Genomic DNA, 23,712 nt, shown 5'->3' on the forward strand with positions numbered 1-23,712 from the left:
TATTAATTTAACCGTCATAGAGAAGGTTAGTTAATCTTATTTGAATTGTGTACTGGATTGTATCAAAATAAATAAAACAAACACTTGTATTCAAGTATCTAATAATGTTAATAATATATTAGGAATCAAACCTAATTAAAAATATCTAAGAAATTAGGGTGGTTATAGCGAAAGGGCTCACCTCTTCCCATTCCGAACAGAGAAGTTAAGCCTTTCAGCGCCGATGGTACTGCTATTGCGGGAGAGTAGGTCGCCGCCAGTCTTTAAAAAGAATCCTCAATCATTTATTTGATTGGGGATTTTTTGTTTTCGGATGTTATGTATTACGTTGTAAGTTCTATGTTATATGTTATATGTGACAAGTAGTAAAAGTGTTATGAGAAGCTGAAATGAATTCAGCTTGACAATGTTTTATCGTCTAATTTCTCGATAAATTTAAAATCAATCATTTTATACATTCGAAATGACGAATAGATTATGATTTTTAATAAGGATATATAAGGAAGATTGAGTTGTTTGTTTTGTTGAGATCCTGAAATAAATTCAGGATGGCGTTTTTTATAATTTGTTTTTTAAATATTCGAACTGGCTAAAGTTGTTTATAGAAATAAAAGACTTCTCGACAAGCTCGAAGTGACAAGGCTTGTTATTTTTGCATAACGCATAACGCATAACGCATAACGCATAACGCATAACGCAAATTGCGTTAGGGATAGCAGTGGAAATCCTTTGCTTTTTATCTTAGATTCTTTTATAAACATAGAATGACAATAGGATATTAATTTTACTTAAAAAATTATGGAGAAGCAAAGATTGGAACGGATAGCCCGACCGAAGGGAACGCCCTAATAAAATATTTACTTCTAAAGTATAATTAGATTAATGACATAAGCTAATAGTTTAATTATATTTGCCTTGATGAAAGAAAAACCACTTTTTTACCTGATTTGTTGTTTAACGATATTTCTATTTTTCTATAGTTTAACAATAGGAAAAGTTGAAATACCGATTAAAGAAATAATTGGTTCGACGGATGAAGTAAATCGTAATTTGGTATTAAATTTCAGATTACCTAAAAGTATAACTGCTGTTTTAATAGGTCTATCATTGCCTATAGCAGGATTTTTAATGCAAGAATTATTTAAAAATCCTTTAGCTGAACCATCTGTATTAGGTGTAACATCAATGGCAAGTTTAGGAGTTGCAATTGTCGTTTTTCTATTTACAACATTAGGATTAGATACATGGTTAAATAATCCATGGCTCTTGATATTTGCATCTTTTATTGGTTCAATTTTCGCTTTATTTTTTATACTTCTATTTTTAAATAAAGTTAAATCATCAGCCTCATTAGTAATTCTTGGATTTATGTTGTCTGGATTAACGGTAGCATTTATAGGATTAATGCAATATTTTTCGACTTCGGATAAAATTAAAACATTTTTGATGTGGGGATTTGGTTCTATTAGTGGATTATCATGGGAACAAGTAGGTGTATTTGCATTATTTGTAAGCTTTGGATTAATAGGTTCTATATTTACCTTGAGAGGAATTTCAGCTTTAATACTAGGCGAAAAATATGCGCAATCTGTAGGAATTGACATTAGAAAATTAAGGATTTTAATATTAGTTTCAGCAGCTTTATTAACTGCATCAGCTACTGCATTTACCGGACCTATTGCTTTTGTAGGATTAGCAGTGCCACACATTTGTAGATCAGTTTTAAAAACAGGAAATATGCGTTTATTATTTCGTTGGGTATTATTAGCTGGAGTATGTATTATGTTGTTGTTTTCAATTTTAACAGATTTATTTCCCTTCGGGACATTGCCAATCAATATCATCACATCATTAATTGGAGCGCCTATTGTGATTAGTATTTTGTTAAATAATAAATACGAAATTAGATAATGAAAACGATTTTACAGCTTGATAATTTAACGATAGGTTTTGGTAAAACAGATTTAATTAATAACGTTTCAACTTCTGTTTCTGAAAATGAATTGATCGTTATTTTAGGTAAAAATGGAGTAGGTAAATCAACTTTGATTCACACTATTTTAGGTTTTGAAAAAGTTTTAAATGGTTTGATTTATTTTAATGATAGAAAACAATCTGATTTTGCTGCAGTAGAATTAGCGAAAGAAGTAGCAATTGTTTTTCCGAAATTAAATTTGATTCCAAAAATTACTGTTTTCGATACAATTGCAACAGCCCGAATTGCTCATCATCGTGTTTTAAAAAAATATTCGGATGATGAAATTTGTTTTATTAATGAAATGATTGATTTAGTCGGAATTTCAGATTTAAAGAATAAATATTTAACAGAAATCAGTGAAGGACAACTGCAATTGGTGATGATTGCGCGAGCACTTTGTCAGGATACTTCTTTGATTATTTTGGATGAACCTACTGCAAATTTAGATTTAGAAAATCAATTTAAGATTTATGAATTGATTACTCATTTAAAATCAAAAACGAATAAATCTTTTGTAATGATTACACATGATGCAGAGTTAGCATTGAATTATGCTGATAAAATTTGGTGGATAGAAAATAAGAAATTATATGACGGAATTCCAGAAGAAATTGCTTTTGAACATCAAATATTTGAGAAACTTTCTGGTAATTTTTTAAAATACAATTTGAATTCAGATTCATATCAAAACTTTAAAATATCGGAAAATAAAATCAATGTAAAAGGAAAATCAGAATTTAGTTATTGGATGAAAAGAGCTTTAATTAGAAATGGATTTCAGATTGATGAAAATGCTATGAAATCTATGGAAGTCACAGAAAATTGTATCATCTTTGATGAGCAAAAATTTAATTCGATTTTATCAGTATTGAACTATTTAGAACATGAAAAATATAATAATAACAGGAGCAAGTAGAGGAATTGGTTACGAATTGGCAAAGCAACATTTGGCTTTAGGTAATCGTGTTTTAACGATTTCTCGTAATGAAGATAAATTAGCAGAATTAAAGGATTTTGCACAAGAAGGTCAGTACGATTTTTTAGGGTTAGATTTAACTAATTTCGAAGAAATAGTAAAAGTTTTAGATGCAGTATCGACTTGGGATAAAGTTGATATTTTATACAACAACGCAGGTTTATGTATTAACAAGCCATTTGCAGAAATGGAAGAAGAAGATTTATTACGTTCTTGGCAAGTGAATTTTATGGCACCTTATCGTTTAATTCAGGTATTATTACCAAAATTAGATAAAACTTCACATGTGGTAAATGTATCAACAATGGGAGCTGTACAAGGATCGGTTAAATTTCCTGGTTTATCAGTTTATTCATCATCAAAGTCTGCAACTGTTAATTTGACGGAATTGTTAGCTGAAGAGTTAAAAGAGAATGGACCACGCATTAATGCAGTTGCATTAGGAGCGGTACAAACAGAAATGTTAGAGGAAGCTTTCCCTGGTTATATAGCACCAACACAACCAAACGAAATGGCAGCTTATTTAGTTGATTTTGGTTTAAATGGTTGGAAATATTTTAACGGAAAAACACAACAAGCTTCTATTTCTACACCATAATAGAATTTTGTTTAATAATATTTTTTTCAAGCTACCTTTTTAGGTAGCTTTTTTTATATCTTAGAATTTAAATCCACAATTATGAAATACTTACTACTAACATTTATATGTTTTACAACTTTGTTTAGTTGTAAAAAAGAAACTGATTATTTGGTGAAATATAATTTTAGGTATTCGCCAGATTCGTTGAATCAATCGTATAAATTGACTGAAGAAATGGTTTTACGAACAAATGATAAAGGTTTTGTTTTTATGACGAATAATGCGTTTTCTTCTGATACTATTAAAGATGATATTACGACTCTAATAACTGAAGGGAAATTATCTGCAAGAGATTTAATACTAAAAAATAATGAAATTAATAAGTACAGAATTTATTTTGAAAAAGATTCGTCACATTATTTCTTTAAAACTCAAGCGAATAGTTTTTGGTATAATTTTAAAGATGAAGTGCCAGAAATCAAATGGGAATTAATTAATGAAACGAAAAAGATAAATGAGTTTGATGTAAAAAAAGCGACTACAAATTTATTTGGTAGAAATTGGATAGCTTGGTATGCTGAAGATATTAAAGTTCCATACGGTCCATATAAATTTAATGGTTTACCAGGTTTGATTTTAGAACTGAATGATGATAAAAATTACTTTCATTACGAGGCGATTTCTGTTGTGAAAGACACGGCGAATTATCCAATTTATGAAAAGTATAATGAAATTAATTCGAAGCGAATAGAATTTGAAACTGCAATAAAAGCGTATAAAGAAAATCCAGTGAAGATAAATATGCGAACTGGTGATGATACTAAGCGTGATACTGAATTATTAGAAAAAAGAAAACACGAATTGAAAGCAAAAAATAATTCGATTGAAAAAGGCTTACAGTTTGATTTATAAAATAGAGCTACTTGAAAAAGTAGCTTTTTTATTGAATTGAAATTTTTGATTTCATTCTTTGATTGAAAATATACATCAAAGGAAAACTTCTCATAATCATCCAAATTCCAAAAGCTAACCAAATTCCGTGAATTTTCATTCCAAAATAATCAGTGATTAATAAAGTAGGAATAAAACCTAAGAATGTAGAAATAATCAAATTATTACGTAACAATTTAGCATCGCCCATTCCTTTAAAAAATCCGTCGAAAATATAAGCCAATGTATTTATTGGTTGCATTAAAAGAACAATCCAAAAGACACTTGTAAAAACGTGTAAAACTTCTTCATCTTTATTGAATATTTCTCCAATTGGACGATAAAATACAAATGAAATCACGACTAATATTAAGGCGATAATAACTGAGTATTTCGCAATATCCTTGCTTAAATACAATAATTGTTGATAGTTTTTTTCGCCAATTAATCTTCCTGCCATTGCGTTTCCTGCTCCAGAATATCCATCGATAAAAAAAGAGAAAAATAACCAGATATTCATTAAAATACTTTGTGCTGCAATGTAATTTGCTCCATAACCTGTTGCATATGCATTAGCTACGAAAAATGCCACGTTTAATGTGGCTGTACGTAAGATAAAATTAAAGCTTAATGAAATATAAGGTTTGATTAATGGATGAATTTCTTTTCCAGGATTAAATCTAAAATTGGTTCTATTAATATAATAATAGAACGCCATGGCAACCATGATGCATTGTGCAATCAGACTAGAATAGGCTGCTCCTTTAATTCCAAATGCAGGAATAAAACCTTCAACTCCATATATTAAAATAAAATTTAATCCGACATGAATTACAGCTGCAGCAATTCCGCATCGCATTGCCCAAACTGTGTTTTGTAAACCTCTAAACGTTCCGAATAACGTAAGAGAAATTAAAGTTAGTGGGAATCCAAAAGCGCGAATCGAATAATAATCAATACAATTTTGAAGTACTAGATTTGATGCATTGTATAAATTGAAAATGTTTTCGGCAAATAAAACTGTTGTGCCTAATAAAAATAATCCAATCGCGATATTTAGATATAAAGCTTGTGGAACTAACGTTTTTATTGAATTGAGATTATTAGCACCATACTGTTGTGAAACAATAGAAGAAATTGAAGTTTTTGTTTGTCCTAAAATCCAAAGCAATCCAGACAGAAAAGAACCAACTAATCCTACAGCTGCCAAAGCTTCGACAGAATTGTCTTTTAAATTACCAACCATAGCAATATCTGTTAATGTAATAATAGATTCTGCAATTCCAGATAAAATAGCAGGAATTGCTAATTGGTTGATTTGTTTAAATGTAATTCTGTTTTTCATTTTTGTTTTGATGCATTTTCATTAAAGAAAACACGGTGATTAGGGATAAACCACAATCGGTTAATATCAATATTGAATCGTTGTATAATTGTAAGTACAAAAATGCTAATAATAAACCGATTCCTAAATTGAAAAGTGCTTTAAAAATTATTGGATTAAAATGAAATGCTTTAAAAGCACGAGTGAAATTAGCAAAAATTAAAAAAGATTTGATAATAAAATATGCTAAAATAGCTGGTTGAATATCGTCTTTTATAACCAATTGATGGTGTACAAAATAGTAAATAGATATAAAACTAATTGCTGCTAAAATAATACAATACGATTTTATGTACGAATTTTTTATAGGCATAAAAAAAGGATGATGTGTTAATTGTCATCCAAGTTACTATTTATTTTTCGTTTTTAAAATCTAAAGAAAGTGAGTTAACACAATATCTAATTCCGGTTTCAGTTGGTCCATCGTCAAAAACATGGCCTAAATGTCCACCACAATTGCCACATAAAATTTCAGTTCGAATCATACCGTGTGATTCATCACGTATTTCTACAATCTTACCAGCTTCAATTTCTTGGTCAAAACTTGGCCAACCACAATGACTGTTAAATTTAGAAGTAGAATCAAATAAATCTTCTCCACAACCAGCGCAAACGTAAATACCATTTTCAAAATGCATATTAAATTCACCTGTAAAAGGACGTTCAGTTCCGGCATGTCTTAAAACGATGTATTGATCTGGAGTTAATTGTTCTCTCCACTCTTCATCTGTTTTAATTACGTTAAATTTATGTTCTTGATTCATTTGATGATTTTTAAAATAAGGGGAATTATCCTATCCAATGATTAAAACTAATAAAAGCAGTTTTAATTTCATCTTCGTTGCAAACCACGTTATAAGAACAAGCTCCAATTTTATTAACTAAACTAAAGTTAATTGCATTTTTTTCGTTCTTTTTATCGTGTTTCATCCAAGTCAGCAATTGAGGGAAAAGATTTAAATCAATTGTACTTAGAGCATATAAACTAGCAAAACCGTCACAAATTTCTTCACGATCTTCGGTAGATAAGATTCCTTTTTGTTCAGCTAAAAATGCTTCAATAATCATACCTATAACAATTGCTTCGCCATGTAACAAAGGAAATTCAGTCTCTAAAGATTCACTTTCAATCGCGTGTCCAATTGTATGACCAAAGTTTAAGATTTTACGTAAACCTTTTTCTAAAGGATCAGTTTCTACAACTTGCTTTTTGATTTCGATAGAATCCATAATAAACGGAGCTAAATCTTCAGCATTGTGTGCTAACAATTGCACTAAGTTATCCCAATGATCACGGTCTTGAATTAAACCATGTTTCAACATTTCTGCTAATCCAGATTTTATTTGACGTTGTTCTAACGTTTTTAAAAATTTAGGATCAATTAAAACCATTTCAGGTTGAGTAAAAGTCCCAACCATATTTTTCATTCCTTCTAAATCAATTCCATTTTTACCACCAACAGAAGCATCCACTTGAGATAATAATGTTGTAGGAATATTGATGAATTTAATGCCACGTTTAAATGTAGAAGCCATAAATCCACCCATATCTGTTAAAACGCCACCACCAACATTTATCACTAACGTATTACGATCAGCTCCTAATTCGGCTAATGATAACCATAAGTTATTAACTGTTTCAATTGTCTTATTTTCTTCACCTGCATCAATTTCTAAAATCTCGTAAGTAGTAAGATTATCTAAATCGGCTAATAAAATAGGTAAACAATGAACATGCGTATTTTCATCTACCAAAAATAAGATAGATGAAAAAGAATTTTCCTTTAGATATTGATCCAGAATTGGAGCAATATAACCAAAATGTATAGGTGCAGATTTCAACTGGGAATGTATTTACAAAAATGTCTATAAAAGTACGGCGAATAAAGAGCAACTACCAAAAAATAGGGGCGATATTTGGCTTAGAACTGAAATAAATCAGAATTGATGTTATTTGATGATTATTTATACACTATTATATAGAGATTAATTTTTAAATTTGTTGGATAATTTAAAGCCAATGAATATAATATTATTTGACGGTACGCAAAGAGATCATTTACTTCCTTTAACTTTTACTAAGCCTGTAGGAGCGTTAAGAATGGGAATTTTATCTTTTGCAGAACGTTGGGAAAAACTTTTAGAAGGGTCTGTATCATATCAAACACAAGACTATTTACAGGGAAAATTTCAAGTAAATCTAAAAGAAGAAAATGTTTATATTAATCCGGCTTTTTTTCCTACTAAAGCTTTAGTTCTAGCAATTAATAATTTAACAAATAATCAAGCAATTGTTTATAACGAAGAAATTATTGCTGCAAAAGCTAAGAGTTTAAATGATGCTACTGATCAGGTTATTTTTAATGATAATCTAACTGAGATTAAATATCCATGGGATATTTTTACACACAATTTCAAAGCGATTGAGTTTGATTACGAATTAGTAACTAATGGAAGAACTTCACAACCAATTTCTGAAACTAATCGCGTTTTACACCCAGAACGTATTTTTATAGAAGAAGGAGCAAAAGTAGAATTCTCTATTCTGAATGCTTCAGAAGGTCCAATTTACATCGGAAAAGACGCTGAAATAATGGAAGGATCTATGGTTCGTGGTGGTTTAGCATTATGTGAATATGCAAAGATCAATATGGGAGCTAAGATTTACTCTGGTTGTACAATTGGTCCACACTGTAAAGTTGGTGGTGAATTGAATAATGCAATTTTAATGGCATATTCTAATAAAGGACACGATGGTTTCTTAGGAAATGCAGTAATAGGAGAATGGTGTAATTTAGGTGCTGATACAAATAATTCTAACTTAAAAAATAACTATTCTGAAGTTAAAGTTTGGAATTATCCAGCTGAAAGATTTATCAAAACTGGTTTACAATTTTGTGGTTTAATTATGGGAGATTATTCAAAATCTGCTATCAATACACAATTTAATACAGGAACTGTAGTTGGAGTTTCTGCCAATCTTTTCCAAGGAGGTTTTCCACCAAATTTAATTAAACATTTTAGTTGGGGAGGACCAAATGATGCGCCAGTTTTTGCTTTGGATCGTGCGTATGAAGCAGCAGAAAAAATGATGGAACGTCGTAAAATTCCGTTTACAGAAGAAGATAAGAAAATATTAGAATATATTTTTAACATAAATAATTAACTAAAAATTCATTTGACAAATAGCTAAGAAATCAATGAAAAATTTCTAAAAGATGAAATATACATGCTTATTTTTTAGCAATTGATTAAAAATTCTTAAATTTGCCATTTGTAAGAAAAGAATATTAGTAGATAATGACTGGTAAGTATAACAACGTTTTAGAACTTGTTGGAAACACTCCACTTGTACGTTTAAACAGAATTAACCAAGACATTCCAGGTGAGGTATATGCCAAATTAGAGTGTTTTAATCCCGGACATTCAACCAAAGATAGGATAGCATTACATATCATTGAAGAGGCTGAGAAAAAAGGTTTATTAACTCCTGGAGCTACAATCGTAGAAACAACATCTGGTAACACAGGTTTTGCGGTAGCTATGGTTAGTATAGTTAAAGGATACAAGTGTATTTTAGCAGTATCAGATAAGACTAAAGCAGAAAAAATTGCTTATTTAAAAGCATTAGGAGCTAAAGTATTTATTTGTCCTGCAAATGTACCTGCAGATGATCCTCGTTCTTATTATGAGGTAGCAAAGCGCATCGCTGCAGAAACACCAAATTCAATTTATATTAATCAGTATTTTAATTTAGGAAATACTGAGGCGCACTATTTAACTACTGGTCCAGAAATTTGGGCACAAACAGAAGGTAAAATTACACACTTAATTGGGTGTACAGGTACAGGAGGTACTTTAACAGGAAGTGGACGTTTTATTAAAGAACAAAATCCAGATGTTAAAGTTATTGGCGTAGATGCTTACGGATCTATTTTAAAGAAATACCACGAAACAGGAGAAGTTGATCCAAACGAAATTTATTCATACCAAATTGAAGGTATGGGAAAAAATTTGGTTCCTGGAGCTTTAGACTTTTCAGTAGTAGATAAATTTGTAAAAGTTTCTGATGAAGAGTCTGCTTACACTACTCGCGAGTTAGCTTTAAAAGAAGGTTTAATGGTTGGTTATACTTCTGGTGCAGCAACACAAGCTTTAAAACAATTATCTGCTTCTGGCGAATTTGATGAAAATTCTGTCGTAGCTGTTTTATTCCCAGATCACGGTTCTCGTTATATAACTAAAGTATTTAGCGACGAATGGATGGCTGAGCAAGGATTTAGTAATAGTAAATTAAATGGCTTAGAATCTCGTGCAACTGTAGAATACATCAATAAATAAAATATTTTAAATATATTTGAAAAGTGGAAATCAACTTTGTTTGGTTTCTGCTTTTTAACTTAAATACAAGATACTACAATGGATATTTTTGAAAGATTAAAACAAAATCCAGGTCCATTAGGACAATTTGCTGATTACGGAGAAGGATACTACGTATTCCCTCAATTAAAAGGTGAAATCGGTCCAGTAATGGAATTCCAAGGGAAGAAAGTTATCACTTGGTCGATTAATAACTACTTAGGATTAGCAAATCACCCAGAAGTACGTAAAGCTGATGCTGACGCTGCTGCTGAATATGGAATGGCTTATCCAATGGGTGCTCGTGCAATGTCAGGACAAACTGATTACCACGCACAATTAGAGCAAGAGTTAGCTGATTTCGTTCAGAAAGAATCTTCATATTTAATGAACTTTGGATACCAAGGTATGGTATCTACAATTGATGCTTTAGTAGGTAAAAATGACGTTATCGTTTATGATGCAGAGTGTCACGCTTGTATCGTTGATGGTGTACGTTTACACTTTGGTAAACGTTTCATTTACCAACACAACAATATCGAATCTTTTGAAAAAACTATCATTCGTGCTCGTAAATTAGCTGATAAGCAAGGAGGAGGAATTTTAGTTATTACAGAAGGTGTATTCGGTATGACAGGTAAACAAGGTATCTTAAAAGAAATCGCTGCTTACAAAGACGAGTATAACTTCCGTTTATTAGTAGATGACGCACACGGATTCGGTACTTTAGGTAAAACTGGAGCTGGAGCTGGAGAAGAGCAAGGATGTCAAGATAAAATTGATATTTACTTCTCTACTTTCGCTAAATCTATGGCTGGTTTCGGAGCATTTATTGCTGGTGATAAAGACATTATCCGTATCTTAAAATACAACTTACGTTCTCAAATCTTCGCAAAATCTTTAACTATGCCAATGGTTATCGGAGGATTAAAGCGTTTAGAATTATTAAGAAAATCGCCAGAATTAAAAGATAAATTATGGCACAATGTTGAGAAAATCCAAAAAGGTTTACAAGATCGTGGATTTGACATTGGAGGATCTGATACTTGTGTTACTCCAATCGTTTTAAATGGATCTCCAATTGAGGCTACTGTTTTAGCAAAAGAAATGCGTGAAGAGTACGGAATTTTCGTCTCTGTGGTAGTTTACCCAGTAATTCCAAAAGGAATGATTATTTTCCGTATTATCCCAACAGCTGCTCACGAAGATGAACACATCGAGTACACTTTAAATTCATTCGCTGAAATTAAAGATAAATTAGCTGATGGTTACTATAAAAGAAAAGCAGAAGAATTAAACATTGATTTCGTTCAATATTAATATTTTGCAATAAAATATTTAAAGCCTTAAACATATTATTGTTTAAGGCTTTTTTGTTTAAAAACCTGTTAAAAAGTCAATAGTTTTTTAAAAGAATATCCAAATCACATTTCATATATTTGTTAAACACATTTTTCACACAAACAAATACAAACAACTCTTATGAAAGTTCATAATTTTAGTGCTGGTCCATGTATCTTACCACAAGTGGTTTTTGATAAAATGGCAGAAGCATGTTTAAATTTTAACAACTCAGGTACATCAATCTTAGAAATTTCTCACCGTCGTAAAGATGCGGTAGAAGTTATGGATACAGCACGTGCTTTAGTGAAGGAATTAATGAATGTTCCGGAAACTCACGATGTTTTATTTATGCAAGGTGGTGCTTCTTTACAATTTCCAACAGTAGCTTACAACTTATTAAAGGAAGGAGGAAAAGCTGCTTATTTAGATTCAGGTAAATGGGCTGCTAACGCAATTAAAGAAGCAAAACGTTTCGGAGAAATTAATGTTGTAGCTTCATCAAAAGAAGATAATTACAATTATGTACCAAAAGGGTATGAAATTCCTACAGATGTAGATTATTTCCACTGTACGTCAAATAATACCATTTTCGGAACTCAAATGAAAGAGTTTCCAACGACAAACGTTCCAGTAGTTTGTGACATGTCATCAGATATTTTATCAAAACATGTTGATGTATCTAAATTTGGAGTGATTTACGCTGGGGCTCAAAAGAACATGGGACCTGCTGGTTCTGCTGTAGCAATCGTTCAAAAAGATTTATTAGGTAAAACAGGACGTAATATTCCTGATTATTTAAATTATGCAACACATATTGCGAAAGAATCTTCTTTTAATACTTGGCCTGTAATTGCGATTTACGGTGTAATGTTAAACTTACAATGGTTAAAAGAGCAAGGAGGAGTTGATGCGATTGCAAAAATTAATACTGCAAAAGCTGAAGCTATGTATGCTGAAATTGATCGTAACGGATTATTTACAGGTACTGCAAATGTAGAAGATCGTTCGCAAATGAATGCAACTTTCGTTTTAAATAATGAAGATGTAAAAGCTGAATTTGATGCGATGTTAAAAGAAGCTGGTGTTGTTTCTTTAGCTGGTCACCGCGATGTTGGTGGATACCGTGCTTCTATGTACAACGCTTTACCATTAGAATCTGTAAAGGTTTTAGTGGAAGTAATGAAACAATTTGAACAAAAATTCGGATAAAAAATAATTAGACTTTAGAAGTTAGATTCTTTCTAACTTCTAATTTCACACATCTCAATACTATAATTACAATGAAAATATTAGCAAACGACGGAATCTCTAAAGCAGGACAAGAAGCATTAGAAGTAAAAGGTTTCGAAGTAATTACTACACACGTAGCTCAAGAACAATTAGCAAATTACATCAACGAAAAAGGTGTTGAAGTTTTATTAGTTCGTTCAGCAACTAAAGTTCGTCAAGATTTAATTGATGCAACAAACTTAAAAATGATTGGACGTGGTGGAGTAGGAATGGATAACATCGATGTGGAATATGCACGCGAGAAAGGAATCCAAGTAATTAATACACCTGCATCATCTTCTCAATCAGTTGCAGAATTTGTATTTGCTCACATTTTCTCAATCGTAAGAAACTTACACAACGCAAATCGTAATATGCCATTAGAAGGAGATACAAACTTCAATGGATTAAAGAAAGCATATGCTAAAGCATACGAATTACGTGGTAAAACAATGGGAGTTATTGGATTTGGACGTATCGGAGTAGAAGTAATTCGTGTTGCAATCGGTTTAGGTATGAACGTTGTTGTTTATGATAAATTCCCAGCAACTCGTGAAATCGAATTAGATTTCTTCGACGGTCAAACCGTTAAATTTACTTTAACTTCAACAGATTTTGATGAGGTAATTACAAAAGCAGATTTCATTACATTACACGTACCTGCACAAGATGGTTACATTATTGGAGTGAAAGAATTAGCTAAAATGAAAGATGGTGTTGTAATCGTAAATACTGCTCGTGGAGGGGTTATTGACGAATTAGCATTAACTGAAGCAATTGAATCTGGTAAAGTTTTAGGAGCTGGTTTAGATGTTTTCGAAAAAGAGCCTCAACCAGAAATGGGATTATTAATGAATGAAAGTTTATCTTTGTCTCCACATATCGCTGGTTCAACTGAAGAAGCACAAAGCAGAATCGGTACAGAATTAGCATCGCAAATTGCGGAGTTTTACGGAGTATAAAATTTTAAGATCAACCAAATGCCTCAATTTAGACCTTTTAAAGGAATTCGCCCAACCGAAGAAACAGCTCAGGATTTTGTAACAAAATCGGTAGATCGTTATTCGCAGGAGGAATTAGAAGAAAATATAAATTCAAGAAATCAATCATTTTTACACGTTATTGAACCAACGTGGGATAATACGATTGAAAGTATTCATGATCGTTTTACAAAAGTCAGATCTAAGTTTGAAGATTTTGTTGATGATCGCGTTTTGATTCAAGATAAAGCATCATTTTATATTTATCAATTAATTCAGCCAAACGGACGTCAAGTTAAAGGTTTGTTGGGATTGGTAAATATTAATGATTACAACGAAAATACGATTAAAAAACACGAAGAAACAATTCATCGTCGTGTCGAATTATTCGCTAATTATTTAAAAGGATCTCACTTTCATGCCGAGCCTGTTTTATTAACATACAAACCTGCACAGCGCGTAGATTTGTTGTTAGAAACGGAAATGAAGCGCAAGCCAACACTTAAAATTGTTGATGAAGAAGGTGTAGAGCATTTATTGTGGCGAGTAGATAATCGTTTAAACCTAAAACAATTTAAAGATTCTATCGAGAAGTTAGATGATCTTTACATTGCAGATGGACATCATCGTATGTCATCATCGGCGTTGTACACAGAGAAAATAGCTTCGGAATATGATGAAGAAGTGTATGGTAACGAAACGTTTAATTACACTTTAGCAATGTTGGTTTCTAATGACGAATTAATTATTAATGATTATAATCGTGTGGTTAGAGATTTAAATGGTTTATCTAAAGACGAATTTATCCGAAAGGTAGAAGAGAATTTTGAAGTAATTTCTAAAGGAAAAGATCTTTTTATTCCGACAAAAAAACATCATATTTTGATGTATATCGATAATGAGTTTTATAGTATCTATCCAAAAAATACAGATTTAGATGTTGAAGGATTAAGAGAATTAGATACGTATATTTTCGAAGAGCATTTATTAAAACCGATTTTAGACATTCACGATACACGTAATGATAAACGAATTGGTTTTGTAGCTGGAACGAAAGATAAAGTAGGTGTCGAAGCTATTAAACAAAAAGTTGATAATGGTGATTTTGTAGCTGGTTTTGCATTTTATCCTGTTAGTGTAAACGATTTACAGTTAATTGCAGATTTAGGGCTTAAAATGCCTCCAAAATCAACGTATATCGAACCAAAACCTTTGAGTGGATTTACTATTTTCGATTTGAAAGATTAATTATGAGCATAAAAGATAATTTAAACCAAATACAACAAACTATTCCTTCGCATGTAACATTAGTTGCAGTTTCTAAAACAAAACCGGTTGAAGATTTGCAAGAAGCGTATGATGCTGGAATGCGTGATTTTGGTGAGAATAAAATCCAAGAAATGTGCGATAAATACGAAGTGTTACCAAAAGACATTCGTTGGCATATGATTGGGCATGTACAAACCAATAAGGTAAAATACATGGCGCCTTTTGTACATTTAATTCATGGGGTTGATAGTTTGAAATTATTGAAAGAAATCAATAAACAAGCTGAAAAAAATAACCGTGTAATTGATGTTTTATTGCAAGTTTTTATTGCTGATGAAGAAACTAAATTTGGTTTAGATGCTGAAGAATTAAATGATATTTTATCAAATGAAATTCAGAATTTACCAAATGTGAAAGTAGTTGGAGTAATGGGAATGGCAACTTTTACTGATGATGAAAATCAAATTCGTGAAGAGTTTAAATCCTTAAAACAACTTTTTGATCAACATCAAAATAATCATCCTGAAATGAAAGTCGTTTCGATGGGAATGAGTGGAGATTACCAAATGGCAATAGAAGAAGGTAGTACAATGGTACGAATCGGAAGTTCGATTTTCGGACATCGTAATTATAATATCTAAAAAGTTAAAACCCTACAATTTTGTAGGGTTTTCTTTTATATAGTGAATTTCTAAATTTTATTATCCGCCTCCTGAAGAGCTTTGTTCTTGATTAGATTTTGAACGTTCGATGTTAAATTGTTTTCCAAAATTGTAAGCAATACTAAAACGAAATGTACGGACAGATTCATTTGTCCAAGTTGAATATACATTGTTAGTTCTCGATGTATACGTAGGTCTATGATTCTCGAAAATATTATTTACATTAAATGATAATTGTAATTTTTTATTAAATATCATCGCTCTAATACCTGCATTATGTTGTAAATAATCGTTATACTCGTCTAAATCAGAGTCAGATCCTTTAGTGCTGTATGCATACGTATAATTCGCAAAAAGTGTTTTAGCTTTATTCAGTTCAAAATTATTTGTAATCGTAAAATCACCATTAATTCCGTCTAAAGAATAATTCATACTAGGAATTTGACCAACAGTTTTGATGTAGTAAATATCTGCTGTAGCATTAATTTTCCACCATTTTATAGGTTTTAGATTTATAGTTTCACTTAAACCAATACTAGTCGATTTTGCAAAATTAAATGGCTTTGCAATCATAACCTGATTTGTAGGGTTGTGTTCAGAAATTTGACCTACAATATCATTCGTTAAACTCATATAAATACTTGTAACGAATAAATCTTTATATGCATGTTCAAATTCGAAATTATTCGAATAAGAAGGCAAAACATCAGGATTTCCTGTTTGGTAATAATAATCGTTTAACTTAATTAATAGTGGATTTAAATGCCACATAGAAGGTCGATTAATACGCCTTGAATAATTAATACTAAACGAATGATTTTCTGTTGCCTGATACATGACATAAGCTGTAGGAAATAAATCGTCGTAAGTTTTTGTATAACTTATATTTTCTTTATCTGCAAACGCTTTTACTTTTGCATGTTCATAACGTAAACCAGTTTTAGCACTCCATTTTTCAGAAATTTGTTTTTCTACGGAGTAGAAAAAAGCATATATATTTTCGTCGTATTTGAATTGATATCTGTATTCGTCTTCTTCAATAAAATCTGCATCCGTTTTTGTAAAACGTTTGTTTTTTGTTTCATCTTTTCCGATTCGAATTCTTGTTCCGTAATTCATTTTCCACGAATTAACCGGATGTTCCATATCTAAACTGAAATTAAAACGATCAGATTGATAATCATTCTCGGTTAAATTACTCTGAAATTTCCCATCAATAGGCGTATGGTCTGGATAAAATTCGTTTGATGTAGCTAAGTTATCTGCATCCGAAGAATTATTTGAATAATCGAAATCAAAAGTTAATTTTTTGCCCTTGTCATCAAATTTTTTAATTACATGGTAGTTTAAACCAAGGTAATTCCAATCCCATTGTGTACCATTGTGATCGGTTGTTAAATATCTGTTTAAATTATTAGAAGGTAGATCGTAAATATTATCTTTTGCTTGTGATAAATTTTTTCCTTCACCGATTGAATAATCGAAGTTAAATCCAGTAATTAAAGATTCAGTAATATTATAATCAACACCAAGACCAGTTCCGAAATTATTATTTTTAGAATGGTTAACACGATTACTTTCCCAACGATTTGTTTCGTATAAAACTGTATTATTATTACCTAATCCAGATTCATTTTCGCCATGATATACACGGGCAGATAATGTCCATTTACCTTTTCTGTAATTGATATTACCATTATAATTTAAGCCAGTGTAATTTGCATGACTTGCTGCAGTAGAAAGACTACCGTTATAACTATTTTGTTTTGAATTTTTAAGTACAATATTAATTACACCACTGTTTCCTGAAGCATCAAATTTTGCAGGTGGACTTGTAATAATTTCAATTTTATCAATATCCTCTGTTCGTATTGTTTTTAGATAATTAGATAATTGTGTAGGATCCATTTGCATCAATCTATCATTAATTAAAATAGAAACAGCTCCTTTTCCTACAATTGAAACTTCATCAGTATTTTCATCAATCTTAATTCGTGGGGCAAGTTTTAGTGCATCTAAAGCATTTCCTCCTTTAGCACCTTCTGCTTGATCTGGATTAAAAATTAATCGATCAACTTTCTTTTCGATTAATTTTTTTTGCCCACTAACTACTGTTTCAGCTAATGTGATGTTATCATTTTTAGGAATTAAAATAATCCCAAGATTATCATTATTTACATCAATTTCTTGTGTATATAAAAGAGATCCGTATTGTTCAATTCGAATTGTAAATTTCCCTTGTTTTAATATAGTAGAAAAAATACCTTCCTCGTTTGTAGATGTTTCTTGAAGCAGAATATCGTTATCTAAAATTAAAATATCTGCATAAGTTACAGGTGAATTATCCTCATATAATAATGCGCCTTTAACCTCTTGTTGACTAAAAGCGTTAATAGATGTAAAGCAAAAAAGTAAAGAAATTCCTAGTTTTCTCATTTTATGAATTTACATATTTTTCAATATACTTAATAGTAAAAACGTTATGAATAGCATAATATTATAATTTAATAAATATTTAATTTTCGTTTCTTTGAATTATCAATAATTATATTGTTTTTTCAATTAATTTTAGAAATTTAATAATCTATGGAAACACTGTCTACTAAAAGGTTTCAGTTAGAGTCACTAAGCGAATTTCATTATGAAAAATTAAGAGATTTTGCTCTTGAAAAAGAATTATGGACATATTCTACAATTAAAATAAATAACAAAGAGGATTTTAAAGATTATTTTAATCAAGCTCTGTTGTGGTCTAAGCAAATTTCTCATTTTGTATTTGTCGTTTATGACATTGAAAACGATCTATATGTAGGTATGACGAGGTTATATGGATTTGATTCTAAAAATAAATCTATAAAATTAGGATTCACTTGGTATGCAACTCAAGCTCAAGGTACAGGAGTTAATACACATTGTAAATACTTGATATTAAATTATGCTTTTGAAAATCTATCAATAGAACGTGTAGAATTAAATGCAGATTTACGTAATGAGAGAAGTATTGCTGCAATGAAAAAAATAGGATTTCAACAAGAAGGAATTCTTCGTAAACATACCTATTTACCTGATGGATTTAAACGCGATACCATTGTTTTTAGTATACTAAAAGAAGAATGGGAAAACGAAGTGAAAATAGTTTTAGAACGAAAGATTTTTATCTGAAATAAAGAAAAAGACATATTAATTATTATTAAATCTTTTTTCATTAAATAGGAATAAAAAAATCATCACATAAATCAATTGAAATATTAGATCGATAGCGTAAATTTGAAGTATGAAAGCAAGATATGAACCTTACGTTTTGAAATTTAAACGCCCAGGAGGAACTTCGAGAGGTGTATTAACGGAGAAATTAACGTATTTAATTACCATAGAAGAAAATGGAAGAAAATACATTGGTGAATGCGGTTTATTTAAAGGCTTAAGTGCAGATGATCGCGAAGATTACGAACAAAAATTACAATGGGCTTGTGATCATATTGATTTAGGAGTACAAGAACTTTGGAATCAATTACGTGAATGGCCTTCAATTCAGTTTGGGATTGAACAAGCTTTTCAAGCGTATAATTTTAATCGTTACAAAGACGAGTATCTAGATCCATATAATCCAGATTTATTTGAATCAGCTTTTAAAAATGGTGAACAAGGAATGCAAATTAATGGACTAATTTGGATGGGTGATGTGGATTTTATGCGTGAACAAATTCAAGAAAAATTAGCTCAAGGTTTTAAATGTATTAAGATAAAAATTGGAGTAAATTGGGAGTCTGAACATGAAGTTTTAAAACAATTACGTGAAGAATTTTCAGCAGAACAATTAGAATTACGTGTAGATGCAAATGGTGGATTTTCTTTTGAAGAAGCAAAAATAGTTTTACAACAATTAGCAGATTTAAAAATTCATTCAATTGAACAACCAATTAAAGCTGGTCAAATTGATCAAATGGTTGAATTATGTGCTACAACTCCGACGCCAATAGCATTAGATGAAGAATTAATTGGAATCTATAATCGTGAGGATAAAATTGCATTAATCGAAAAAATTAAACCGCAATTTGTGATTTTAAAACCTAGTTTAGTTGGCGGAATTCGTGGTTCGTTAGAATGGATTGACGCATGTGATTATAACGAAGTTGATTTTTGGATAACATCTGCTTTAGAAAGTAATGTAGGATTAAATGCAATAGCGCAATGGACAGCGATTTTGTATCCAGAAATGCCACAAGGATTAGGAACTGGAGGTTTGTTTACAAATAATTTCCCGACTCGTTTAGAGGTGAAAGGCGAATTTTTATACCGAAATAAAATATGAAAAATATAAGTTTAATTGCTTTTATATTGGTGTTAATTACAAGTTGTGCAACAAAAAACATGACTGAATTAACAGCTATAGAAAAATATCAAAAAGAGTTAGTAGATTTTTATTCTGATTCTAAAACAACGCCGTTAAATGCTGAAGAAAAAGCTATTTTTAAAGGAATTACGTTTTTTCCTGTAGATGAAATATACAAGATAAAAGCCGATTTTATTCCAATTAATGATGGAAATGTTATTCCTTTTCCAACTTCAGCAGGAAAAATTAAACATTACAAAGAGTATGCTTTGATTAATTTTAAGTTAGAAGGGAAAGAGCAGACATTGACAATTTACCAATCAAATCCAATTCAGGAGCAATATGCAGACCATTTATTTTTGCCATTTACTGACGAAACAAATGGTGAAACAACCTATGGTGGCGGTCGATATATCGATTTATCAATTAATGACATGTTAACTGATGACGGAAAAGTTGTAATAGATTTCAATCAAGCATATAATCCATATTGTGCATACAGTAAACGCTACAATTGCCCAATTCCTCCTGGAAATAATTCGCTAGATGTTGAGGTAAAAGCAGGTGTAACTTATAAAAAGTAAAATGTTAGTTCTAGATTTTTCTCAGCCGAATTTCGATGTAAATCAATTAACTGTTTCAAATGAATTTGAACAATCAATTATCGATTTTTTAATTAATTGGTTTGATGATACTGATTTTATGATGGTGCAAACATCGGGTTCTACTGGAATGCCAAAACAAATTCGCCTAACGAAGGAAAATATGCGAAAAAGTGCTCGGATGACATGTAAATATTTACGTTTACAAAAAGGTGATTCGGCTTTATTAGCAATGCCTGTAACATATATTGCAGGAAAATTGATGTTGATTCGTGCCATTGAACAAGGACTGAAAATAATTTGTCATGAACCAACTTCAACCTTTAATTGGGCAGATTTTACAACCGAATTTGGACCAGATTTAAAGTCGATAAATTTCGTTGCGCTTACGCCAATGCAGGTTGAGAAATCGTTGGATTTTGTTTCGTATTGTGATAAATTAATAATTGGAGGTGCGCCACTTTCAGATAAAGTGAAACAAGATTTATTTTCGCTTTCGAATGAAGTTTATGAAACATATGCAATGACAGAAACGATTACTCACATCGCTTTTAAGCAAGTTCCTAATCAAAAATATCCAAAAGTTAATCCATATTTTGAGGCTTTTGATGAGGTTAAGATTAAACAGGACGAACGTGGTTGTTTGGTTATCGAGACGCCTTACGATGGTTTGATTGTTACGACGAATGATCTAGTTGAATTAATTGATGTCAGAAACTTCAATTGGATCGGACGTGCGGATAATGTGATTAATTCGGGTGGAATTAAGTTATTTCCAGAACAAATTGAGGATTTAATTAAACCATTTATCGCTTCAGATTATTTTATTACTTCAAAAAAAGATGAATTATTGGGTGAGAAATTAATTTTAGTAATCGAAGGCGAGGAGCGAATGATTGATCTAACAAAAGCTAATCTTTCCAAATATCAAATTCCAAAGGAAATCATATTTATACCCGAATTTGAACGTACAGAAAGCGGAAAAATTAAAAGAAATAAAATAGAAATTTTATAATTTTTTGAAGGAGATTCAATTTTTGAATCTCTTTTTTTCGTTTACTTATTGAAAATTAAATAAGTTATGCTTGTTTATAATTTATTGATAAATATTGTTATTTTTCGTTTTTAAAACGGACTTGAATTCTAAATAATATCTATTTTAACCAAATCAATTTAACTACTAAAATCAATTCAAATATGGTCTGGACGGATTCGAATCAGAAATTTAATGATGCTTTTTTCTTGCTGTTAGATAACCAAGAGATAGTGGATCCTTTTCCGATATGGAAAGCTTTTTCGTTTAAAAATCATCCTACCCAAAATTTAATTGACGCTGAAAAAATATTAGATCAAATTATTCTTGATGATCCAAATTATACAAAAGCAATTTTTTTAAAAGCAATGGTTAAGAGAAATCTTAATTATAATGAGGAATCTATCCTATACTTGCATCAAGTAAAAGATAACGATTACTACTTATTAGCGAATAATATTTATTTGGCTGAATACTATTTTTATAAACTGAAATTTGATGAATCGTTACGATATTTAAAAGAAGTTGATGAAATATATCCTTCAAATCTTCGTGTAACTTTTTTGTTAGTTTTAGTGAATTTAGAATTATTTAATTTTGAAGAAGCAAAACGATATTTGAATTTATTATATCAGATTTCTGATGAAAAAGATTTGATTCAATTATTAAATCATAATTTAAAAATAACAGAAGAAATTGTTTTAAATACGTCTAATAGATTGGTTCTAAAGAATTTTAAATTAAAAAGTATCAATTACAATTTACAGTTAAAAACTAATTTAATACATTTTTTTCGTCAATATAACGAGCTTGGAATTAATTATGATATGATAACTTGCTTTGTGTACGGTGTTATTTTAAAACAGGTTACGCAATATCCCAACTTTAATTCTTTTAATGATTATAACGTGAATACGATTTTACATTATTTAAAAATTGAGGAAAATAAAGTGAAAATATTATTTAATTCTATTGATTTTGAACACGATTTTGTAAAAACTTTTGAGGAATATCAAGAAGTTGAAAATTTAATGAAAGAGGATTTGTAGGATTTTTTAACTTTGTGAAAAATTAATATAAGATGGGAATCGTATCAACGTTAGATGACGTTTTAGATAATGTTGAGGTTTTTTTAGAAGGTCTTGAAACGGGATCTGAAAAAGAAATTAATACAGCTGTAGAATTAGTAAAAGCTGCTGATACATTTTTGGTAATTATTACTGAAGATGTAAATATTTTTGTCCCAAGTTCTTTTGTTGGTTATACAGACCAAACATTAGCAGCCTATGATAAAAATAAACACAAAAAAGAAGATGAGGTTAATGAATTATTAACTAAAATTATAGGATCGACACCAAAAATTGATAAAACAATGGATGAGTTTTTCTTAGATTTTTGTGATGAAATTGAAGTTAATAGAAATGATGTTGGTCTTTCTAGAGAATATTGGATATTAAAAAACTTATAATATTGTAATAAATATATTTTTTAAAGTGCTTTCTATTTAGAGGCACTTTTTTTGTGTAAAAAAAAACATCCATTTAAAAAATGGATGCAATCTAACTAACTAAACTAAAACCTGATATTTACAAAGTGCAATTTAATGCAGGTTTTTTTATTGTATCAATGCCCAAGATGGCACATTGTATTTCTGAATTTAATAATCCACCGCCACCTCCGTAGTGATGAATTTGTTTTACTGAAGGAAAATTATTCGTAATCCAATTTTCAATTTCTTCAGTTTCTATTTTACCAATATTACTACTATATAATAATATATCAATGGAATTGACTTTAATATGATTTTTTAAATCACGCTGATTGTTAAAGCATAAAGCATGCCAGTTTTTATTTTTATTGATAATTCTTTTAAGAGTTTCAATAATTTCATTGTTTTTACCGTAAACTAAAATGTTTAATTTCATTACTGAATTATTAGTTTATCAAAGTAAAATATAAATATACTCTAAATAATTGATATATGTTAAAATATTATCTCGTCTGTTTTTAATA

Annotated in this window: 23 protein-coding genes and 1 rRNA gene; 18 read left to right on the forward strand and 6 right to left on the reverse strand. The window is 30.3% G+C overall.

The genetic code is table 11. The annotated features are described in order from the left end of the window. The first annotated feature begins 154 nt into the window (after nucleotides 1-154). The 5 genes from rrf (at nucleotide 155) to EAH69_RS10470 (ending at nucleotide 4,446) form a co-directional block, all read left to right on the forward strand. A 5S ribosomal RNA gene (gene rrf, locus EAH69_RS10450) occupies nucleotides 155-262 on the forward strand. Nucleotides 263-918: 656 nt separating this feature from the next. Continuing rightward, nucleotides 919-1,911: an iron ABC transporter permease gene (locus EAH69_RS10455; protein ID WP_121935153.1), complete on the forward strand. Its 993-nt coding sequence runs from the start codon at nucleotides 919-921 to the stop codon at nucleotides 1,909-1,911. After that, complete coding sequence (locus EAH69_RS10460) at nucleotides 1,911-2,894, forward strand: ABC transporter ATP-binding protein (protein WP_121935154.1); 984 nt, start codon at nucleotides 1,911-1,913, stop codon at nucleotides 2,892-2,894. The genes EAH69_RS10455 and EAH69_RS10460 overlap by 1 nt, the downstream gene beginning before the upstream one ends. After that, nucleotides 2,863-3,552, forward strand: a complete 690-nt coding sequence (locus EAH69_RS10465) for an SDR family NAD(P)-dependent oxidoreductase (RefSeq protein ID WP_121935155.1) — start codon at nucleotides 2,863-2,865, stop codon at nucleotides 3,550-3,552. The genes EAH69_RS10460 and EAH69_RS10465 overlap by 32 nt, the downstream gene beginning before the upstream one ends. An 81-nt stretch (nucleotides 3,553-3,633) precedes the next feature. Next, nucleotides 3,634-4,446, forward strand: coding sequence for a GLPGLI family protein (locus tag EAH69_RS10470; RefSeq protein ID WP_121935156.1), 813 nt, complete (start codon nucleotides 3,634-3,636; stop codon nucleotides 4,444-4,446). A 28-nt stretch (nucleotides 4,447-4,474) separates the two neighbouring features. Here EAH69_RS10470 and EAH69_RS10475 read toward each other — a convergent pair whose 3' ends face one another. Genes EAH69_RS10475 through aroB form a run of 4 tightly spaced genes read right to left on the reverse strand, consistent with a single transcriptional unit; the run spans nucleotide 4,475 to nucleotide 7,690 of the window. Continuing rightward, nucleotides 4,475-5,809 carry an MATE family efflux transporter gene (locus tag EAH69_RS10475; RefSeq protein WP_121935157.1) on the reverse strand — a complete coding sequence of 445 codons (1,335 nt, stop codon included), beginning with the start codon at nucleotides 5,807-5,809 and terminating at the stop codon, nucleotides 4,475-4,477. After that, entirely contained in the window at nucleotides 5,787-6,161 is a 375-nt protein-coding gene (locus tag EAH69_RS10480; RefSeq protein WP_147439133.1) for a hypothetical protein, read from the reverse strand. Before EAH69_RS10480 ends, EAH69_RS10475 begins: the two co-directional genes overlap by 23 nt. Before the next feature lie 40 nt (nucleotides 6,162-6,201). Beyond that, nucleotides 6,202-6,612 carry a peptide-methionine (R)-S-oxide reductase MsrB gene (gene msrB / locus EAH69_RS10485; protein ID WP_121935159.1) on the reverse strand — a complete coding sequence of 137 codons (411 nt, stop codon included), beginning with the start codon at nucleotides 6,610-6,612 and terminating at the stop codon, nucleotides 6,202-6,204. 25 nt (nucleotides 6,613-6,637) lie between these two features. Continuing rightward, nucleotides 6,638-7,690, reverse strand: a complete 1,053-nt coding sequence (gene aroB / locus EAH69_RS10490) for a 3-dehydroquinate synthase (protein WP_121935160.1) — start codon at nucleotides 7,688-7,690, stop codon at nucleotides 6,638-6,640. Between the two features lie 178 nt (nucleotides 7,691-7,868). On the opposite strand from aroB, the gene EAH69_RS10495 reads away from it, so the two are divergent. From EAH69_RS10495 to EAH69_RS10525, 7 genes are all read left to right on the forward strand, one after another. After that, on the forward strand, nucleotides 7,869-9,014 hold the full coding sequence (locus EAH69_RS10495; RefSeq protein ID WP_121935161.1) for a GlmU family protein: 1,146 nt from the start codon (nucleotides 7,869-7,871) through the stop codon (nucleotides 9,012-9,014). Between the two features lie 134 nt (nucleotides 9,015-9,148). Next, nucleotides 9,149-10,189 (forward strand): PLP-dependent cysteine synthase family protein, encoded by a 1,041-nt coding sequence (locus EAH69_RS10500; RefSeq protein WP_121935162.1) that lies wholly within the window; start codon nucleotides 9,149-9,151, stop codon nucleotides 10,187-10,189. A 78-nt stretch (nucleotides 10,190-10,267) separates the two neighbouring features. Next, nucleotides 10,268-11,527: an aminotransferase class I/II-fold pyridoxal phosphate-dependent enzyme gene (locus EAH69_RS10505; protein WP_121935163.1), complete on the forward strand. Its 1,260-nt coding sequence runs from the start codon at nucleotides 10,268-10,270 to the stop codon at nucleotides 11,525-11,527. 162 nt (nucleotides 11,528-11,689) lie between these two features. Beyond that, entirely contained in the window at nucleotides 11,690-12,760 is a 1,071-nt protein-coding gene (serC, locus tag EAH69_RS10510; protein ID WP_121935164.1) for a 3-phosphoserine/phosphohydroxythreonine transaminase, read from the forward strand. A 71-nt stretch (nucleotides 12,761-12,831) separates the two neighbouring features. Further along, nucleotides 12,832-13,782 carry a D-2-hydroxyacid dehydrogenase gene (locus tag EAH69_RS10515; RefSeq protein WP_121935165.1) on the forward strand — a complete coding sequence of 317 codons (951 nt, stop codon included), beginning with the start codon at nucleotides 12,832-12,834 and terminating at the stop codon, nucleotides 13,780-13,782. 18 nt (nucleotides 13,783-13,800) lie between these two features. Then, entirely contained in the window at nucleotides 13,801-15,048 is a 1,248-nt protein-coding gene (locus EAH69_RS10520) for a DUF1015 domain-containing protein (protein ID WP_121935166.1), read from the forward strand. Between the two features lie 2 nt (nucleotides 15,049-15,050). Further along, nucleotides 15,051-15,710 carry a YggS family pyridoxal phosphate-dependent enzyme gene (locus tag EAH69_RS10525; protein ID WP_121935167.1) on the forward strand — a complete coding sequence of 220 codons (660 nt, stop codon included), beginning with the start codon at nucleotides 15,051-15,053 and terminating at the stop codon, nucleotides 15,708-15,710. 60 nt (nucleotides 15,711-15,770) lie between these two features. Here EAH69_RS10525 and EAH69_RS10530 read toward each other — a convergent pair whose 3' ends face one another. Then, complete coding sequence (locus tag EAH69_RS10530) at nucleotides 15,771-18,167, reverse strand: outer membrane beta-barrel family protein (RefSeq protein ID WP_121935168.1); 2,397 nt, start codon at nucleotides 18,165-18,167, stop codon at nucleotides 15,771-15,773. Between the two features lie 150 nt (nucleotides 18,168-18,317). Here EAH69_RS10530 and EAH69_RS10535 point away from each other — a divergent pair, with 150 nt between their 5' ends. The 6 genes from EAH69_RS10535 to EAH69_RS10560 all read left to right on the forward strand — a co-directional run bounded on the left by EAH69_RS10535 (nucleotide 18,318) and on the right by EAH69_RS10560 (nucleotide 23,167). After that, nucleotides 18,318-18,893: a GNAT family N-acetyltransferase gene (locus tag EAH69_RS10535; RefSeq protein WP_121935169.1), complete on the forward strand. Its 576-nt coding sequence runs from the start codon at nucleotides 18,318-18,320 to the stop codon at nucleotides 18,891-18,893. A 112-nt stretch (nucleotides 18,894-19,005) separates the two neighbouring features. Continuing rightward, complete coding sequence (locus EAH69_RS10540; protein ID WP_121935170.1) at nucleotides 19,006-20,043, forward strand: o-succinylbenzoate synthase; 1,038 nt, start codon at nucleotides 19,006-19,008, stop codon at nucleotides 20,041-20,043. Continuing rightward, nucleotides 20,040-20,648 carry a DUF1684 domain-containing protein gene (locus EAH69_RS10545; RefSeq protein WP_121935171.1) on the forward strand — a complete coding sequence of 203 codons (609 nt, stop codon included), beginning with the start codon at nucleotides 20,040-20,042 and terminating at the stop codon, nucleotides 20,646-20,648. The genes EAH69_RS10540 and EAH69_RS10545 overlap by 4 nt, the downstream gene beginning before the upstream one ends. 1 nt (nucleotide 20,649) lies before the next feature. After that, the gene (locus EAH69_RS10550) at nucleotides 20,650-21,681 is read left to right on the forward strand and encodes an AMP-binding protein (protein WP_121935172.1); all 1,032 of its coding nucleotides are present in this window, start codon (nucleotides 20,650-20,652) and stop codon (nucleotides 21,679-21,681) included. 182 nt (nucleotides 21,682-21,863) lie between these two features. Continuing rightward, on the forward strand, nucleotides 21,864-22,748 hold the full coding sequence (locus tag EAH69_RS10555) for a tetratricopeptide repeat protein (RefSeq protein WP_121935173.1): 885 nt from the start codon (nucleotides 21,864-21,866) through the stop codon (nucleotides 22,746-22,748). Nucleotides 22,749-22,780: 32 nt separating this feature from the next. Beyond that, nucleotides 22,781-23,167 (forward strand): hypothetical protein, encoded by a 387-nt coding sequence (locus EAH69_RS10560; protein WP_121935174.1) that lies wholly within the window; start codon nucleotides 22,781-22,783, stop codon nucleotides 23,165-23,167. Between the two features lie 118 nt (nucleotides 23,168-23,285). On the opposite strand, the gene EAH69_RS10565 is transcribed toward EAH69_RS10560, so the two are convergent. Beyond that, nucleotides 23,286-23,624 (reverse strand): hypothetical protein, encoded by a 339-nt coding sequence (locus EAH69_RS10565; protein WP_121935175.1) that lies wholly within the window; start codon nucleotides 23,622-23,624, stop codon nucleotides 23,286-23,288. Nucleotides 23,625-23,712 lie beyond the last annotated feature (88 nt).

Source organism: Faecalibacter macacae (assembly GCF_003687725.1).
GTDB lineage: Bacteria > Bacteroidota > Bacteroidia > Flavobacteriales > Weeksellaceae > Empedobacter > Empedobacter macacae.

Coding starts and splice junctions, on each gene's coding strand:
- EAH69_RS10455 (WP_121935153.1), top strand. CDS start 919: ATGAAAGAAAAACCACTTTTTTACCTGATTTGTTGTTTAACGATATTT.
- EAH69_RS10525 (WP_121935167.1), top strand. CDS start 15,051: ATGAGCATAAAAGATAATTTAAACCAAATACAACAAACTATTCCTTCG.
- msrB (WP_121935159.1), bottom strand. CDS start 6,612: ATGAATCAAGAACATAAATTTAACGTAATTAAAACAGATGAAGAGTGG.
- EAH69_RS10505 (WP_121935163.1), top strand. CDS start 10,268: ATGGATATTTTTGAAAGATTAAAACAAAATCCAGGTCCATTAGGACAA.
- EAH69_RS10460 (WP_121935154.1), top strand. CDS start 1,911: ATGAAAACGATTTTACAGCTTGATAATTTAACGATAGGTTTTGGTAAA.
- EAH69_RS10475 (WP_121935157.1), bottom strand. CDS start 5,809: ATGAAAAACAGAATTACATTTAAACAAATCAACCAATTAGCAATTCCT.
- EAH69_RS10540 (WP_121935170.1), top strand. CDS start 19,006: ATGAAAGCAAGATATGAACCTTACGTTTTGAAATTTAAACGCCCAGGA.
- EAH69_RS10530 (WP_121935168.1), bottom strand. CDS start 18,167: ATGAGAAAACTAGGAATTTCTTTACTTTTTTGCTTTACATCTATTAAC.
- EAH69_RS10470 (WP_121935156.1), top strand. CDS start 3,634: ATGAAATACTTACTACTAACATTTATATGTTTTACAACTTTGTTTAGT.
- EAH69_RS10560 (WP_121935174.1), top strand. CDS start 22,781: ATGGGAATCGTATCAACGTTAGATGACGTTTTAGATAATGTTGAGGTT.
- EAH69_RS10535 (WP_121935169.1), top strand. CDS start 18,318: ATGGAAACACTGTCTACTAAAAGGTTTCAGTTAGAGTCACTAAGCGAA.
- EAH69_RS10495 (WP_121935161.1), top strand. CDS start 7,869: ATGAATATAATATTATTTGACGGTACGCAAAGAGATCATTTACTTCCT.
- EAH69_RS10565 (WP_121935175.1), bottom strand. CDS start 23,624: ATGAAATTAAACATTTTAGTTTACGGTAAAAACAATGAAATTATTGAA.
- EAH69_RS10515 (WP_121935165.1), top strand. CDS start 12,832: ATGAAAATATTAGCAAACGACGGAATCTCTAAAGCAGGACAAGAAGCA.
- EAH69_RS10480 (WP_147439133.1), bottom strand. CDS start 6,161: ATGCCTATAAAAAATTCGTACATAAAATCGTATTGTATTATTTTAGCA.
- EAH69_RS10465 (WP_121935155.1), top strand. CDS start 2,863: ATGAAAAATATAATAATAACAGGAGCAAGTAGAGGAATTGGTTACGAA.
- EAH69_RS10550 (WP_121935172.1), top strand. CDS start 20,650: ATGTTAGTTCTAGATTTTTCTCAGCCGAATTTCGATGTAAATCAATTA.
- EAH69_RS10555 (WP_121935173.1), top strand. CDS start 21,864: ATGGTCTGGACGGATTCGAATCAGAAATTTAATGATGCTTTTTTCTTG.
- serC (WP_121935164.1), top strand. CDS start 11,690: ATGAAAGTTCATAATTTTAGTGCTGGTCCATGTATCTTACCACAAGTG.
- EAH69_RS10545 (WP_121935171.1), top strand. CDS start 20,040: ATGAAAAATATAAGTTTAATTGCTTTTATATTGGTGTTAATTACAAGT.
- EAH69_RS10520 (WP_121935166.1), top strand. CDS start 13,801: ATGCCTCAATTTAGACCTTTTAAAGGAATTCGCCCAACCGAAGAAACA.
- EAH69_RS10500 (WP_121935162.1), top strand. CDS start 9,149: ATGACTGGTAAGTATAACAACGTTTTAGAACTTGTTGGAAACACTCCA.